Raw genomic sequence first — 17,036 nt, forward strand, 5'->3', positions numbered from 1 at the left:
AGTATTTTTTATTCTATCTTTGTGAGGAAGACTAAACCCCGTTCGACATGGATGAAAGTGTACTCAACAAGCTCAAAATCCTCGCTGAATCAGCGAAGTACGATGTATCATGTGCATCCAGCGGAACTTCCCGTTCTCACAAAAAAGGACAAATCGGAAGTGCCGAGGGATGGGGTATATGCCATAGTTTCGCGGAAGACGGACGCTGTATTTCGTTGCTCAAAATCATGCTCACGAATAACTGCATATACGATTGTGCTTACTGTATAAACCGCAGGAGTAATGATTTGCCGCGGGCTACTTTTTCCGTGACGGAGTTGGTCAACTTGACGATAGAGTTTTATCGACGGAATTATATCGAGGGACTATTTCTCAGTTCCGGAGTCGTTCGTAACCCGGACTATACCATGGAACGATTGGTTCGGGTGGTGAAAGACCTCCGGCAAGTGTACAAATTCAACGGGTACATCCACATGAAAAGTATCCCCGGTGCCAGTCAGGAACTGGTGAACGAGGCGGGGTTGTACGCCGACCGGATGAGCGTGAATATCGAGATTCCAAACGAGCAGAGCCTGCAACTTCTCGCCCCGGAAAAAGACTTCCAGAGCGTATTCACTCCCATGCGCTTTATTCAGCAAGGGATGTTGCAAAGTGCAGAGGACAGAAAGAAGTACCGACATGCACCCCGTTTTGTTCCGGCAGGACAGAGCACGCAAATGATCATCGGCGCCACACCCGACAAGGATAAAGATATACTCGGGCTTACTTCCGCCCTGTACAAGCGCCCCAGCATGAAACGGGTTTATTATTCGGGATTCGTGCCCGTCAACGCGTACGATCATCGGTTACCGGCTCTGAAACAGCCGCCCCTTGTTCGGGAAAACCGATTGTATCAGGCCGATTGGCTGCTTCGTTTCTACCATTTCAAGGTGGAAGAAATCGTGGATGATTCCTATCCCGATCTTGACTTGGAGATTGATCCCAAACTGGCATGGGCGTTACGTCATCCCGAAGCCTTTCCCGTGGACGTCAACCGGGCGGACTACGAGATGCTGCTCCGGGTCCCGGGGCTTGGCGTGAAGTCTGCTAAAATGATTGTCACGGCACGCCGTTATTCCCGTTTAGGGATGGCTCAACTCAAGCAGATAGGCGTCGTGTTGAAAAAAGCACAATATTTCATCACCTGCCACGAATTGCCAACCAAAACCGTCAATGAATTAAAACCGGAGAATGTTAGACGTATCCTAACCCAAAGGGCAACCCGGAAAATCGACGACGGGCAACTGATTATTCCATTCGACTTTGTCAATTGAAATCTTATTAATTTATGATTTATGGTTTACGATTAAAAAAACTTGGCAGATGGAAAAGGAAGAAGCGTTAGCTTGTGTGACTGGAATCTTAAATCAAAAATCACTAAATCTAAAATTGACACATGGTTATTTTCATCTACGATAAGACATTTGAAGGGTTGCTGACCACGGTTTTTGACGCATATAGTTACAAAAAGTATCCGGATGTCTTGCTCGGGGAAGGTGAAACGCTACCGCTATTTTATGACAAAAGTTTCACGGTAACGACGGACACGGAAAGGAGTGAACGGGTATGGAAAGGACTGCAAAAGAAATTGTCAGCCCCAGCCCTTTCTCAACTCACAACGTGCTGGTTATCGGAACTGCCGGGGATTGATCTTTTGTTATTCCGCTATATACGCAAGGCGATAGACGCACCGCGCTCCATTGAACTTAACTTCGGCGATCCGGATGTATTGGAACTGTCCAAAGTATTCAAGCAAGTGAAAAACGAACGCCTCCGGGTTATCCAGTTCCTGCGTTTCCAAAAAGCCGCGGACGGCACGTACTTCGCCGCCTTGAAACCCTTGTATAATGTTCTCTCGTTGGTTATCCCTTACTTGCAAGACCGTTTTGCCGACCAGCAATGGTTACTCTATGACCTAAAACGAGAGTACGGTTACTACTATGATCTAACCACGGTCACGGAAGTACATTTCGAACAAAAAGAGGGACATCTTCTCACCGGGTTCCTCGACGAGAGCATCATGGACCAAGACGAAAAGCTCTTTCAGCAACTTTGGCAAACCTACTTTAAAACGATCGCTATCAAAGAGCGCCTCAATCCGAAACTACACCGTCAGAATCTCCCCGCCCGCTTTTGGAAATACTTGACTGAAAAAAGAAAATAAGCGTCTAACACCTTAAACACCCAAAACGCGAATGGCAAGGGAACCATTCCAAGCCTTTTCCAGAAGTACTGTCGTTCATGAACCGTTGTTCAACCGTTCTTGAACCGTTTCCAAACGTCTATAAAACGACAGGACAACAAAATATGCTGGAAGTTTGTCAAGTTGTCGGTCGAATATCATCCCAATCCGCACCCCCATTCGCTCCTATCAACCAGTTAAACGCGTAATGACGTTCCATCACTATTCCCCCGTCCAATGAAGCAGGCATTTCTTTCCCATTGATACGGGCATCCACGCATGCCCAATCATAACGCAATGTCAAGTCAGCCTCATCCAGAATCTCCTCTTTACCCCGTGTTTCGCCTAACCCTAAAATAGTCCCTTTCTCTTGGTTATCAAAGAAAAACCGGGCTATAAACGGGACATCACAAATCTCCGAGGGATAGGACAACTCCGCGCTCCCTAATGCCCACAATAGCACGGCACAACACTCGTACCGCCACAGGAATTGAATACAGTCATGCTGTTCCGGTGAAGGATTTTCAAGATAAGTTTTCTCCAAGGGAGTCAGTTCGTCCATAATATGATAACTTTCATCTATTTTCTGCACGAAACTCAATCCTTCCTCTCGATCGGGATTCTCGGACAACATTACCTCCGAATACAATGCCACGACAAACAACGCTGTCGCCCTACGGGCTATTTCTTCCGGGGTACGAATAACTGCTTCACTGTCCAATACCTCGCAAGGCAAATGCTCTATATAAGGTACACCTTCCTCTTCCAAACGGACGATAGAACGCTCTCTACGATATTGATCCACATCTGCGGGTGCCGAACGTCCGACTTCCAACAAATCGGAGTTTGCCACCGGACGAAAAGTCTCGTACTCACTCTCGCCCCGTGCCGAAAAAAGCAGTTTACCCTTACTGTCATACAGGCTCATGCTTGGGTAAAGCACGAAACCGTTTATATCTGCCGCAACATCAAAAATAGTATTCACGATATAATTCGTCCGCTCCCGATTATCATCAACCTCGAACTCTATACCCACGACACAATTGAAACAATTGACCTGACGAAGTACTTCTTCCTTGATAGCGGTCAATTCGGTTTCCGCCTGCGCAAAAAAATTCGCCATCCCGTTCGTGTGTTCTGCCACCCGCTCCGCCTCGTCCTTGGTCTGCATCATAGAACAACGAATCACCGAATCGTCCTGCAACACGAACATCCAGCGATTATTGTCAGGCGAGAATATTTTAGTTACCTCACGGAACCGCTTTTCCATAGATTGTGCCACCCGGTCGAAATCACCGATTACCGTGTAAAGAGTCAAATTTGCTTTCTCCATAAAATCGTTTTATAATTCATACAAATATAGAAACTCCTTTCGAGAAAGCAATATCCTCTATTTTCCGGGGCAAACGCGTCAAAACGCTTTTTGCCCCGCCCAGTTCATAAAGTAACGGGCGTCCTTCGGACAAGGTTTACCGGCAGCTATGCTGCGGTGGACAAAGCGCCCGCTAGGGTCCATAAACCTTATAAACTTTATAAACTTTTGACTAAAAGGGCAAAAAGCGTTTTGACGCATTTGCCCTGCCTATTTTTCCAAAGAAAAAGAATAAGGGAAATCCGTCTCACCGGTTCCTCTCGACCTATTCGGGCGTTCACTCATACGGAACTCTATCCGTCCGCCACCATGCAAGTCTTTATGTGTGACGTAATTCTTCGTGTAAACTCGTTTATTCAATTTCATCCGGTCGATATAGCGACGCGTATCGTCTGTCCCCGGGGCAACAATCTCCATCTTTTTCCCGTTCTCGAAATGAATCGTTGCTTTCGGGAAAAGCGGTGTACCCAGCACGTATTGCTCCGAACCCGGACAGACGGGATAAAAACCAAGCGCCGAGAACACGTACCATGCCGATGTCTGCCCGTTATCCTCGTCCCCGCAATAACCGTCCGGTCCGGGCGTGTACATCCGGTTCATCACTTCCCGCAGCCAGTACTGCGCTTTCCAAGGTTGTCCGGCATAATTATACAAGTATATCATGTGCTGTATAGGTTGATTTCCATGAGCGTAATTCCCCATGTTCATGACGGTCATTTCCCGGATTTCATGAATCACTCCCCCGTAATAACTCTCGTCAAACAGGGGCGGCACGGCAAAAACAGAGTCCAGCATCTGCACGAAAGACTCTTTTCCTCCCATTAAATCAATCAACCCTTGAGGGTCGTGGAATACCGACCACGTGTAATGCCAACTATTCCCCTCCGTGAAAGCGTCACCCCATTTCAGGGGAGAGAAGGGCGTCATAAAAGTGCCATCCTGATTCTTTCCCCACATTAACTTGGTTTCGGGGTCGAATAAATGTTTATAATTCATCGCCCGTCGGGCAAATCGCTCCACTTCCTCTGCCGGACGCTCTAACTTTTTTGCTAATTGATAAATACACCAATCATCATAAGCATATTCCAATGTACGCGCGGCACTCTCGTTTATCCCCACGTCGTAAGGCACGTATCCCAATGTATTATAATACTCGTGTCCCAAACGTCCCGTGGAAGAGGCTTTCGGGTGCACGTGTTCCGTGCCGTGTATCAGCCCCTCGTACAGCGTTTCCACGTCGGCCACCCGCACGCCTTTCAAATAGGCATCCGCAAGCACGGAAGCCGAATTATTCCCGACCATACATCCCCGGTGTCCCGGACTTGCCCATTCCGGGAAAAAGCCGCTTTCCTTGTAAGTATTAATTAATCCCTCCTGTATTTCCTTGTTCCGGGAAGGATAAACCAGATTTAACAAGGGAAACAGACAACGGAATGTATCCCAGAATCCCGTATCCGTGTACAAATATCCCGGCAACACCTCTCCATTATATGGACTGTAATGCACCGTGTTTCCCTCCGCATCTATTTCATAAAACTTACGGGGAAAAAGTACCGAACGGTAGAGGCAAGAATAAAACACCCGGTATTGGTCCAACGAACCTCCTTCTACCTGAATAGCTCCTAACACTTTATTCCATGCCGCTTTACCCCGCCCGACCAAGGTTTCGAAATCGTCGTTTCCCAACTCTTTCAAGTTTAATTCAGCCTGTTCCGGGCTTATAAATGAAGATGCCACGCGGGCGTGAACCTTCTCCCCTTTTTTTGTCCGGAAGCCAATCACGCTTCCCACGTGATGGGATTGCTGTACTGAATCGTCACTCAGTTTCCCGTCGACAAACGTGTGTTTATACTCGAATGGTTTATCAAATTCTATCACGAAGTAATTCTTGAAATTCTCCGGCACACCGCCACTATTCCGAGTAGTGTATCCCACGATCTTGTTATCTCCCTCGATACAGACAAATGAACCTCGGTCAAAAGCATCGACAACAATATACGAATGTTCGTTCTCCGGAAAAGTAAAGCGGAAAAGAGCCGCCCGCTCTGTCGTCGTGAACTCCGTCACCACATCGTGCTCCGCAAGATAAACCTTGTAATAATAAGGTTTCGCCACTTCCCCCTTATGCGAGAACCAACTGGCACGCCGCTCCTGCTCGAACTCCGGTTTCCCGACCACGGGCATCAGCGAGAATTGACCGTAATCATTAATCCATGGACTCGGCTGATGCGTCTGTTTGAATCCCCGTATCTTGTTTGCCGTGTAGACATAAGCCCAACCGTCGCCCATTTTCCCCGTCTGGGGCATCCAGAAATTCATTCCCCACGGACGGGCAATCGCCGGGTAAGTGTTCCCTGCCGACAACTCGAACGTGGACTGTGTACCCATAAGCGGATTCACGTACTCCACGGGCTCAAAAACAGTTTGAGCTCGCGCAGGAATACCCACGCCGAGCCACAAACAAACTAAAACACAAACATAATATCTCATAAACACAACGTATTATATTACACCTCTCCAGTTTCTTGTACGCCTCTACTTATCTCCCATCGCGATCATGTATTCTTCCCAAAGCCGGTCTATGTCATATCCCTCCCCGAGAGCATATTGAATCGCACCTTGAAAAGACCAAGGAATGACGAGCAAAGTACTGCGGTTAAATTTACGCAAAAAATCCGAATCTTTCGTCTGCGTCAACCAAGCCAAAAAGAAACCTGTTGTACGATACCCGTCCATGTAATGTCCTCCCTTGGGGCGGTCGTCCAAAGTGAAACCACCATTCACGTAACGCACGGCATCCGCCATCCCCTCGATGAAAGCCCAAAAAGTCTTGTTTGTCCCGTAAGTTCCTATCCCTTGCGGTTCCAATTGAAACCCGTGTGTCAATTCATGCCAGAGTACTCCCCGGTTTTCCCGCACCAACGCATCCATGTTTCCCTTATAACTTTTCTCCACCCAATCCGTGCTGTAAGTAATCGTGATCGAGGGCGGATTACCGCTTTTCGCCGATATTCCATCATAAGACTTTAATATATAAGTAATCCATCTCACACTCGGAATACTATCTGTGGGTGAAAAATAGAGTGTATTCAATACTTGTCGGGCGCATTCCTGTATAAATTGTTCGGGATGGGGAACGATGCGGGCGTATAATTCAGCCCCTTCCGTTTCCGGCGACAAATTCCGGAACTCCACTTGTCCCACGTCATAGGCAGACCAATCCACAACTTCTCCCGCTTTCGGGCTATTCTTTTTGCATCCGCAGGAACTTGCCATTCCCAAGATACACCAACATATGATTATCTTTATATTCATCGTGTCAAGGAATAAGGTTTATTATCATCCGTGTAAATCCTATTTCGGTTGGGACGATTACTCATCTCAAACTCCAACATCCCTCCCGCCATGATATCCCGTTGGGTTATATAAGCCTTATCATACGGTTTCCCGTTCAACCGGACAGCTTTCACGTATCGGTTTTTGTCATCCACTTTCGACGCACGCACCTCAAACGTGTTGCCATTCTCCAAACGTATTTTCATGTAGGGCAGGTAAGGAGCACCCAACACGTATTGATCCGTCCCGGGACAGACAGGATAAAATCCTAAAGCCGAGAAGATATACCAAGCAGACATCTGCCCGCAATCGTCGTTACCGCATAACCCGTCGATTTTATTCCTGTACATACGGTTCATCACTTCCCGCACCCGGAACTGCGTCTTCCAAGGTTGAGAAGTCCAAGCGTACAAATACAACACGTGATGGCTGGGTTCATTCCCGTGCACGTAATTCCCCATTAACCCCTCTTCCGTGATGTCCTCCGTATCGGCATAATATTTTTCCGGAAGATGCATCGTGAACAAGCTATCCAACCGTTCGGCAAAACGCTTTTCCCCTCCCGTCAAACGGATCAACCCGTTTACATCGTGCGGCACGTGCAACGAGTAATTCCACGAATTACCCTCGATAAATCCTTCGCCATGCGTGCCCAACGGATCGAACGGCTCTTTCCAGCTCCCGTCGGATAAGCGGGGACGTGCAAATCCCAAACGTTCGTCAAACAGATTACGGTAATTCATCGCCCGGCTTTCGTATTCGTGAGCCATATTCTCGTTCCCCGCCGCCTTCGCCGTCCGATATATCGCCCAATCGTCATACGCGTTCTCCAGCGTGATTGAAGCACCATTCCCGTCTTTATCCACGGGCACGTACCCCTTTTCCACGTATTCACGGGTATGCTGGTAATACGGAATATTCGAACTGTTCTTCATCGCCTCCAATACCAACGCCGTATCCAGTTCGATACCTTTCGCCACGGCATCCGCCACGACGGCAACCCCGTGATAAGCGATCATACACCAGTTCTCGTTACCCATATGCGACCACACGGGCAAAGCCTTGTGTACACTCTGCCGGTAATGCTCCAACATGGACATCACCATATCCCGGTTCCGCTCCCGGTTGATCACATTAAACAACGGGTGCAAAGCCCGATAGGTATCCCACAAAGAAAAAACGGTATAATTGGTAAAACCTTCCGCCTGATGAATCATGTGATCCACACCCCGGTACTGTCCATCCACGTCCATGTAAACAGACGGATTTATCATCGTGTGGTACAACGAGGTATATAACATACACAACTCGTCATGACTTCCTCGAGCCTCAATCACCGAAAGCTCCTTGTTCCATTTCTCTCCGGCACGTGCCGCCAACGTTTCAAAGTCAACACCTGCCGCTTCCGCCTGTAAGTTTTTCAACGCACCTTCCGTGCTCACGCACGAAAGAGCCACCTTAACCTCCAGTTCCGGGCTATCGTGTAAGTCGAAATCAAAATATGCCACAATGCCCCTACCGCCCATTTCCGGGAAATTGTGTTTCTCATCAAACCGACGCCAAAAACCTTTATAGTCCACCTCCTCGAAATTCTCGTGCCCGTAATTCCGTATCGGTTTGGAGAACGTTATCGCGAAATAAGTGTAATTCGTCCGAGCCCATCCCCTCGTGATCCGGTATCCTGTTAATAAGGTATCATTTTCCACCCGGAGATTCGCCCACAATACCTTCCCGTCATAATTATATATTCCGTGCAACAAATCCACTATCACATGACCTTCTTCCACTCCTGACGGATAAGTATATTTGTGAATCCCCACCCGTTCCGTCGCTGTCAACTGCACTTTCACGTCATAATCCTGCAACATCACCTCGTAATAGCCGGGTAAGGCTTTTTCCTGATCGTGCGAAAACCGGGAACGATACCCCTCTTCCGGCTGTTCCGCCGTACCGGGAATTAATTTCAATTCCCCGACTGTCGGCATCAAAAGCACATCACCTAAATCCGAATGTCCCGTCCCGCTCAAATGTGTGTGACTGAACCCGACAATCGTCGGATCATCATACTGGTATCCGGCACAATATCGATAAGTATCTTTCCGGTAAACACCATCAATATTATGCGGCACGTTCTCCGTATCGGGACTTAACTGTACCGCACCATACGGAACACAAGCCCCCGGGAAAGTATGTCCCATGCTTTTCGTCCCGATAAAAGGATTCACGTAATCCACCGGACTTTTCTTTTCTTCTTCATTTACCAGCATAGTTCCCAGACACAATAAAAGTACGTTCAATTTCATCTCATCAGCATTAATTAAAATTTCCTGTTACTCGACTACTTTAAAAAGACACTCGAATACCCCAAAAGGGTGAAAAAAAGTTGCAATATTTCTGGCATATTGCAACTCTCTTTTTAAACAACTTTCTCTAACGAATACCTTCTACATCCAAAGCCTGTCTGATTTTATAATGTAAATACTCGTAATAGTCCTTCATTTCTCCCGTGCTTGTTTTCATGGCATTATTCACCATACCATCGATTTTCAGCAACATTTGGTAAAAGACATGAGAACGTGACAATGTATTTACCTTAATCCCCTCTTGCGCATAGAATCCACTAATATTTTCTACCTGCATCCGCTCCATCTTTTCACAAAGAATAGGGTCATAAACTTGTCTGCCACTGCTTATTCCCTGTGCCAACGCTTTCGTGTGTGCATCCAGTTTCGCGGCATCTTCCGTTACCGTCGAAGAAGCAATCACAGCAGCCAAGAAAGCCATCTGGAAATCCCTTTCCAACGGATCCAATTTTCTACGTTTTATGGTACCCTCCCACACCATCCGGTACAATTCATCCATGTACTCGTCCGCGGTATATCCCCCGCTTGCCTTACGGGAACTCATAATAACCATATACCAACGGGAAAATAACAATCCAAAAATATCCATCCGTTTTTGTTGCACGGCGGAAGAGCTCACCCGCAGGTCATGTCTTAATTCTTGATTATCCAACCATTCCAAATCTTTAGCCTGTGCCAACAAGAAATTAATGGCTTCCCGTTGTTTGGCTTTAGGAACAACCGCATAATGCTGTACATTCTCATCGCTATTACCTTCATTGATATACATACCGCCGATATAGGATGCAATCCGGTTCAACCCGTCCATATACCGTCCTTGTATAAAAACATACAACTTATTTTGGAGTTCCAGTGTTTTATCCTCTTCGGCAAACCATTCGCGACAATGAGCCATCGACTTTTTCAGATTCTTTATCAGATATTCCCCCGCTTTAACATGATCGTTTCCCAAATCCTCACTCAATATTCGGGGATCGTAAACATTCGAGGTAAAAGGGGTATGCCCGTATGTTTTAGCTATATCCAGACGGGATTCTTTAATCCAACGATCCAAAGTATCACGTTCCTCGTCCGCATTCTTCACCCCTCGAATCGGTTTATACAACCATTCTATGGCGTAATAATCGTATTCCCCCAGCTTGTCTTGTACCAGCATCACGCCATTTTTCACGTCTTCTTCCTGAGCGACATAATTATACGGCACCATATCCATTATCGAGGGTGACAACCCGTGTTCCCTCGTGAAAGTCGCGGAACGCAACGAATCAACCGGGTAAACAGAAGATGCCCGCAAATTGGATCTCAATCCCAAACACGAACCGATCTCCCGAATCATCTGACTCTTTATCAATTGTCCCATCACCTCCTCTGACAAAACAGCTTTACGTGCTTCCGGATCTGCCGCCATCGTGTATAGAAGCCTGTCCCGATGCAGTATGAACAAAAAATGATGATGTAAATACAACGATGCGTTAAGAATCTCCCCGCTCCGGTTATCCACCAGCATAGATTGTTGGGGACGATACATATTCGGAGAGGTCGGAGAATAACGAATCACAGAATGTTGAATATTCCCCGCGTCAAAATCTGAAGTTCCGGGAAAAGGAACAGCACGCAGTACATTTTTAAACCCGATACGTTCGAAAGCCTTATTCCACTCTTCAATACCCGCACGAACATATTTCGTCCAACTTTCCGGCATCAACGTATCCAAGTAAAAAACGATCGGCTTTTTCGGTTCCACGACCTGCCCGGCCCAATAAGCGACCTCGTCACTCGGCTCCACTCGCCAACGTCTGGCTAGATGCTTCTTTGTCAATATTGATTTTTCTTTCCCGATTTCGGGAATTGTCACGAAACTTACCCCAATCCTAGAATCAGCATAACGAGGTGTCATTTTATCTTCGGGCAGAACCACCAACATTTTATTAAATGTTACGGAAACTTTTATATTCTGTCTTGTTACAGAGCCTACCACGATATGATCCACATCATACCCCGATTCACAAACCACGGTAACGCTCCGTCCATCCGCCTTGACCTCTTGAAACAAATTCCGGTTCGCTTTATACTTTTGATTCCGCCCGACGAATCCCCATACAGAATTGGCAGCCTGAACGGAAAACGGATTCGTGAACGCCGTGTGTTCCAAGAAAAAAGATGTCATATTCAACACCACGGCACGATTATCCGGCGTGTAAGTCTCTATTTTAAACGTAGCGTACACCCCCGGCATAAAAGATTTCTCTAAAGCACTCTCCATGTTAGCATCTCCACTACCGTTACCGACAGGAGCACCTTGCCGCAAACGAGCCTGCACGTGATTTCCCTCTTTCGTGAACACGAACACTTGAGGAGTCCCGGCAAATTGCCCGACAACTCCCTCTCCGTTATCACTCGTGTTCTCTATCGACGAAGCGAATAACATATCCTTGCCCAACAAATCCAAGGGAAACTCCACGTATACATTTCCCCCCGCGTAATGAATCGTCATTACACCCTTTGCCGTCTTTACACTCTTACCATCAAAGAGTTTCTGATAAGCCGAATTTTTATTCTTACCCGTATCCTTCTTCTCCCGCACCATCCCGCTGCCCTCGAACGGACACAGAACTATCGAAAGAAGAAACACTATATATATGATATTTTTCATGACAACTAGTTTACTGTTAATAATCACCCGTCTCAGTTATTCTTAAAAACCTTCTCCAATTTATAAACCAACAACTGATAATGCAATCGAGTATCTTCTGTTGCCGTATTCATCCGGCTTTTCAATAAAGCCAAGGTCTTTTTCAACATCAAAAAACAATCCGTCCCGATAGAAACATTCGGTCTGTTCAGGTTCGTCGTTCTACCGAAACCGCTAATTTCCTCCGGAGCGAAACAACATCCCCTACGCGCGAACATACCCAGATATTCGCTAGGCAAGTCGCCATAAATATTCCGGCTATTCTCTTGCACGTAATCCATAACCTCAATCATCCCGTCACGGGAAAACGCAAAAGGCGAGCCGCCCATTCCTTTCACTTCCACGCCGGAAGCAGACACCAAAAACGATAAATACTTGATTTGTAATCGTTTTTCAATCTCAGACAGAGAATTTCTCTTCTTGGTAGGAGCCATGATAAATTCATATAAATCATTCATATACTCCCGAGTAGAATAAGCCTCCTCTTTCGACTGTTCCATGCACACGGCTAACGCATTCAACCGGGACAATAGTCCCCTGAAAATAGCATTTTCCATATCTCCCGAAATATCGCTCATCAACGGCAGACCATCCTTGAAATCCTTCGCATCAATCCAAGCCATCTCTTTCAACTGATCCAACAAAAACACCAAAGCCTCCTTTTGTCTGGCTTTAGGAACTAAAGCATAAGCAGGTATCGGATCCCCGGCATATTTTTCATTCAAGTAAATACCGCCGATATTAAAAATAACATTATTCAAATACCTGAAATACTGCATTACAATCTCGTTATAAATCTGTTGGCGAAACGCATAATCTTTATCTTCTGCCCCTACCCATTCATTCAGGTTTGCCAAAATATATTTCAAATTCTTTATCCCATACGCAGATGATTTCATCGGATCATTTCCCAAGTCTTCCTCGAAAGAACTCGGATCCCAACGAGAATTTATCTGCTGTCTTCCATAGCGATATACAGGATCGCCCGCTTTCTCGCCAATCCAACGATCCAGAACAGGCACTTCCTCGTCCGTGGTCTTCTCGTCCAACAAAGGCGTGTACAACCATTTTATCGTGAAATAATCATACAAACCCAAATGAGGCGGCGTCAACTTCACACCCCTCTCCTTATCTCCCGGTTGTGCCACGTAATTGTTCCGGGCATAATCCATGATTGAATGAGTTGTCCCGTATTTTTGCGTGTAAGAAGGCGAACGCAAAGAATCTGTGGGGATTGCGGCAGAAGCACTCATGTTATGCATAAAACCCAGACAATGACCTACCTCGTGCGCAATAGCGTAACGGATGCTCTCACCCAATAATTCTTCCGGCAACTGCATCCGCCGCACGTCAGCATCCGCCTGAGCCGTCTGTACGAATCGCCAATTTTGAATCAATTGAGCTATATTGTGATAAAAATAAACCGAAGCATTGATAATCTCTCCCGTCCGGGGATCTGTCCACGAGGGGCCCATAGCGTTAGGTGTCCACGAGGGAGAATAGCGTACACAAGAATATTTCAGATTTTCCGGATCAAATTCCGGATCATTCTCCGGGAAATCCTTGGCTATAATCGCATTTTTCAAACCGATCTTTTCAAAGGCTTTCTGCCATTCTTCTACCCCTTGCTTGATGTATTTCTTCCAACTCTCCGGGAATGCGTTATCCACGTAAAACACAATCGGTTTCTTCACCTCCGTCAATTGTCCGGCACGATAAGCCGCCTCATCCGCAGGTTCAAGCCGCCAACGATTAGCATAGTAACGAAAATCGACACCACTCTTTTTTGAATTAAATTCATATTTTGCCTGATAGAATATAGCAATACGGGGATCTGCCATACGGGGACGCATCGGTTCTTCCGGCAACAAAATAAAACTACGTGTCATCACCGCGGTAAAAGGTACTTTCTGAAACAATACCCGCTCTTGATTCCGCACGGTAACCAAATAACTCAAAGAAGAGCGTATGCTAAAATTATCCTCGAAAGCCTTAATTTCCCCGATAAATGAATTTTTCTTCACAAACTCCTTGTCCACCCGACGCCTGCCACTATTGATCGGTGCGAACTGGGAAAAGGGAGATAATCCCTCGTTATCACTCAATAAAAAATCGGTCAAATCCAGCACGACTGCCGTACTGTCTTCCGAGTACACCTTCACCGGAAGATTCAAAATAATAGCCGGCTTGAAACTCTCTTCCAAACGTTTCCTTATACTCTCCTCCGTGGTATAATATACCGCACTCACCTCCCGCAAACTAATTATCGAGTCTTGGCGGGTAAACACCACGTGCAGCGGTTCTTTAGGTTTCTCTCCCACGCTCCCGAAATCATTATTCGTGATTTCGCTAATCGTCGAACCAAGCAACATCTCTTTCCCCAACAAATTCAACGGTAACTCGAAATAGATCTTCCCGTCCATTTTGTGCAACGTGATTAAACCTCGCTTTGTTTCGCACGACTTCCCCTTAAAAAAGCGTTGGTAAGCACTTTCCGTTTTTACCTCTTTGGTCGCTTGTTTCTTCTTCCGCCCTTTACCCTCTGCAGACACAACACTCAAAGAAAGAAATATTAATACAAATACAATTGATTTCAATATCATAACTTCAATATTTAAACATCCCAATTAATTTTTGATTCTCCCGTTTGTACCACAATTCCATTTATATTCCAAATCTCTTTCTACACAACAATCCCTTCTGACATAGAAATACTATTCAGCATAAAAAGTATAAATAACTGTGTTACAATACCGGAGTAGTTTTCTAAAATCGGGTAAACCGATTTTAGAAAACTATACTGCAATTACATATCCCGACCTGATAATTTATATTTGTAAATCACATCGGCAATCCGACCGAAACCGCCCTGTTCATACAGCACGACAGGCTCACCCGCTTTCAATACCGAATCTTCAACGTTAAACAGGATGAACGTCCCGTCTTCCAGTCCTACCCCCAGCTCCTTATTCCCTTCGGCTGGGTGCATCGCCATAATGGCACGTCCGTTCAAAGAGGTATAATGATATGATTTCCCGGTACTCAGATCGTAATAATACAATTCGTCATTATTCGCTCCCCCGGAGAAAAAAATGTAGGTACGATTTCTCAATATCCTGAAAATGCTTTTATCCGTCACGTATCCATCCGTCTTGCCGGAGAACGTCTGACATTTATCCAACGCATCCAACGTAATCACCCCCAACGCATTGGCTGCAATCCCGAATGTTTCCACTTTCCAATCGTCCCCGTCCCGTAAAATCAAGGCATACTTTGTACTTCCTTGCATGGTGCCACCGTAAGCCGCACCGTATACCAACTCATAATCACCCAAATTATTCACCGGAATAAAACCGGCAGGATAAGTCCCCGTGTACTGCAACTCCCTGTACTCTTCTGCCGTCGTGTAATAAGCACTTCTCACGTGAATCAGCCGCCCGTTCAACTCGTCATACAAAAGAAAATGCTTGAGATACTGGTGTGCCGTTTCAATAATCTGACCGATTTTATACCCTTTATTAATATATACAGGAACATTATTGTAAGCCGCAGAGTGATACCCCATACTCTTCGGGTCGTTGAAGAAACGGGTATAAATTTTCCCATCCTCACTCAACACGATATTCATGTAGAACGGGTAAAACGCAGATACCAATTTAAAATTCTCCGGGGGATTTCCTCCCACGAACTCCTCACGGGTCAATACCTCTTTCTCGTTCGTGTTACCGTTCAATTCCACGGGTCCCTGCCCGCCATTCTGAATAACCAGCAACTCCGACCATTTACAATAATTAGTCGCATTCCAAAAGAAATGCTGAACCAATTTCACCGGTTCCGAACCCATATCCTCCCCGTTTGCCTCCCGGTACAAATCATAATAAGCATGATACTCTTCATCTTGGGAAACACTAGGTAAATTTATATGCCCCAGTTTTGACACCCCGCCTTCTTCATACAGGATAGAGAACCCCGATTGATACACCGTCGCCGCAACAATGGACATCGTGCCACTATACACTTTCCCATTACGGTTATCCTTCAAGGCTAACCGGCAGGCATACGTTTTTGCTTGTTCCGGGGTAAATTCCAAAACCCGCTCCGTGGAAACGACCTCATAATCAACACGCCACTCGTACGAGAAATCCGTGGAGTCACCTTCACCAAACCGGATTTTAGGCTCAACCTTCACTTCATCATGCACAAAACAATTCACCGTGTAAGTTTCAAACGAAACCTTCGCGTCTCGTATCGCTTCGTATTTATAATTACCTTCGTCTTTGATACAGGAAAACAATCCTACCATCATCAACAAAGACAGATATATTACATTTTTCATTTTCATATTCTATCGATTTATTATCCAATTACTGTTACCGTCATAGCTTTACCATCTACATCCAGCACAACTTCATCCTTGTCTTCCATCTCACGCAAATAATACTTTAACTGTAACGCGTAAGCCCTTCTCGTTGAAGCATCCAGATTAGTCCAATCTCCCTCCCCGGTCACCTTAATCAACAATTGATACTTCGGAATCGAATAAGTACCGAGAAAAGACTTCTCTATATCCCCATCCCACCATTCCGGTATCGACACCTCACTACTCAAATTAATAATCTTGTATTGATAACTGTATTCCCCCGCCAAAACATCCGCCCCGTTCCCCCGGATAGCCAACACGATTCGCACGCGAGTATCCCCGGGATTATTCAATACCAACGAAATCGTGTCTTTCACGTGTTCCTTACGAAAAACATAATACTCCGGAAGTACGATATGTTCATCCGTTGCCGTGGACAAGTCTTTATCCAGCTCGACAACAAACGACCGGTCTTCCAAGAACAGATTTCCCAGCATTTCCACTTCTACCGGAATCTCAATCTGCTCCGCATTCCCGTAAAAGAAAAACGAAATATCCATCGAATCCCGGTAAGTATCCGAAAACTGGATATAATTCACGGTATCATACATCGGAATATTCTCCTTTGAACACGCTCCCAACAGGAATACACTTAAAATAAATACATATATCTTTTTCATAACTCGTCTTTT

At 45.9% G+C, this 17,036-nt stretch carries 10 protein-coding genes; 2 read left to right on the forward strand and 8 right to left on the reverse strand.

Annotation, left to right across the window (positions count from 1 at the left end):
• Positions 1 to 47 precede the first annotated feature (47 nt).
• Together ACK8P8_RS10605 and ACK8P8_RS10610 are read left to right on the forward strand one after the other, a co-directional pair.
• Positions 48 to 1,313 carry a putative DNA modification/repair radical SAM protein gene (locus ACK8P8_RS10605; RefSeq protein ID WP_186978413.1) on the forward strand — a complete coding sequence of 422 codons (1,266 nt, stop codon included), beginning with the start codon at positions 48 to 50 and terminating at the stop codon, positions 1,311 to 1,313.
• 122 nt (positions 1,314 to 1,435) lie between these two features.
• On the forward strand, positions 1,436 to 2,203 hold the full coding sequence (locus tag ACK8P8_RS10610) for a TIGR03915 family putative DNA repair protein (protein WP_227216638.1): 768 nt from the start codon (positions 1,436 to 1,438) through the stop codon (positions 2,201 to 2,203).
• Positions 2,204 to 2,360: 157 nt separating this feature from the next.
• Here ACK8P8_RS10610 and ACK8P8_RS10615 read toward each other — a convergent pair whose 3' ends face one another.
• The 8 genes from ACK8P8_RS10615 to ACK8P8_RS10650 all read right to left on the reverse strand — a co-directional run bounded on the left by ACK8P8_RS10615 (position 2,361) and on the right by ACK8P8_RS10650 (position 17,024).
• Positions 2,361 to 3,554, reverse strand: coding sequence for a DUF4272 domain-containing protein (locus ACK8P8_RS10615; RefSeq protein WP_369858902.1), 1,194 nt, complete (start codon positions 3,552 to 3,554; stop codon positions 2,361 to 2,363).
• 249 nt (positions 3,555 to 3,803) lie between these two features.
• Complete coding sequence (locus tag ACK8P8_RS10620; RefSeq protein WP_410025872.1) at positions 3,804 to 6,083, reverse strand: GH92 family glycosyl hydrolase; 2,280 nt, start codon at positions 6,081 to 6,083, stop codon at positions 3,804 to 3,806.
• Between the two features lie 45 nt (positions 6,084 to 6,128).
• Positions 6,129 to 6,869 carry a basic secretory protein-like protein gene (locus tag ACK8P8_RS10625; RefSeq protein WP_369859078.1) on the reverse strand — a complete coding sequence of 247 codons (741 nt, stop codon included), beginning with the start codon at positions 6,867 to 6,869 and terminating at the stop codon, positions 6,129 to 6,131.
• Positions 6,870 to 6,904: 35 nt separating this feature from the next.
• Positions 6,905 to 9,232, reverse strand: coding sequence for a GH92 family glycosyl hydrolase (locus ACK8P8_RS10630; protein WP_369858904.1), 2,328 nt, complete (start codon positions 9,230 to 9,232; stop codon positions 6,905 to 6,907).
• A 127-nt stretch (positions 9,233 to 9,359) separates the two neighbouring features.
• The gene (locus tag ACK8P8_RS10635; protein WP_369858905.1) at positions 9,360 to 11,945 is read right to left on the reverse strand and encodes a zinc-dependent metalloprotease; all 2,586 of its coding nucleotides are present in this window, start codon (positions 11,943 to 11,945) and stop codon (positions 9,360 to 9,362) included.
• 32 nt (positions 11,946 to 11,977) lie between these two features.
• Entirely contained in the window at positions 11,978 to 14,587 is a 2,610-nt protein-coding gene (locus ACK8P8_RS10640) for a zinc-dependent metalloprotease (protein WP_369858906.1), read from the reverse strand.
• 203 nt (positions 14,588 to 14,790) lie between these two features.
• The gene (locus ACK8P8_RS10645; protein WP_369858907.1) at positions 14,791 to 16,320 is read right to left on the reverse strand and encodes a PKD-like family lipoprotein; all 1,530 of its coding nucleotides are present in this window, start codon (positions 16,318 to 16,320) and stop codon (positions 14,791 to 14,793) included.
• A gap of 20 nt (positions 16,321 to 16,340) precedes the next feature.
• Positions 16,341 to 17,024 (reverse strand): DUF4843 domain-containing protein, encoded by a 684-nt coding sequence (locus tag ACK8P8_RS10650; protein WP_369858908.1) that lies wholly within the window; start codon positions 17,022 to 17,024, stop codon positions 16,341 to 16,343.
• Positions 17,025 to 17,036 lie beyond the last annotated feature (12 nt).

This window comes from Butyricimonas muris, from assembly GCF_046365375.1.
GTDB classification, from domain to species: domain Bacteria; phylum Bacteroidota; class Bacteroidia; order Bacteroidales; family Marinifilaceae; genus Butyricimonas; species Butyricimonas muris.

Excerpts from the sequence above, each read along its gene's own strand:
- ACK8P8_RS10605 (WP_186978413.1), top strand. The coding sequence starts at position 48 with ATGGATGAAAGTGTACTCAACAAGCTCAAAATCCTCGCTGAATCAGCG.
- ACK8P8_RS10610 (WP_227216638.1), top strand. The coding sequence starts at position 1,436 with ATGGTTATTTTCATCTACGATAAGACATTTGAAGGGTTGCTGACCACG.
- ACK8P8_RS10615 (WP_369858902.1), bottom strand. The coding sequence starts at position 3,554 with ATGGAGAAAGCAAATTTGACTCTTTACACGGTAATCGGTGATTTCGAC.
- ACK8P8_RS10620 (WP_410025872.1), bottom strand. The coding sequence starts at position 6,083 with ATGAGATATTATGTTTGTGTTTTAGTTTGTTTGTGGCTCGGCGTGGGT.
- ACK8P8_RS10625 (WP_369859078.1), bottom strand. The coding sequence starts at position 6,869 with ATGGCAAGTTCCTGCGGATGCAAAAAGAATAGCCCGAAAGCGGGAGAA.
- ACK8P8_RS10630 (WP_369858904.1), bottom strand. The coding sequence starts at position 9,232 with ATGAAATTGAACGTACTTTTATTGTGTCTGGGAACTATGCTGGTAAAT.
- ACK8P8_RS10635 (WP_369858905.1), bottom strand. The coding sequence starts at position 11,945 with ATGAAAAATATCATATATATAGTGTTTCTTCTTTCGATAGTTCTGTGT.
- ACK8P8_RS10640 (WP_369858906.1), bottom strand. The coding sequence starts at position 14,587 with ATGATATTGAAATCAATTGTATTTGTATTAATATTTCTTTCTTTGAGT.
- ACK8P8_RS10645 (WP_369858907.1), bottom strand. The coding sequence starts at position 16,320 with ATGAAAAATGTAATATATCTGTCTTTGTTGATGATGGTAGGATTGTTT.
- ACK8P8_RS10650 (WP_369858908.1), bottom strand. The coding sequence starts at position 17,024 with ATGAAAAAGATATATGTATTTATTTTAAGTGTATTCCTGTTGGGAGCG.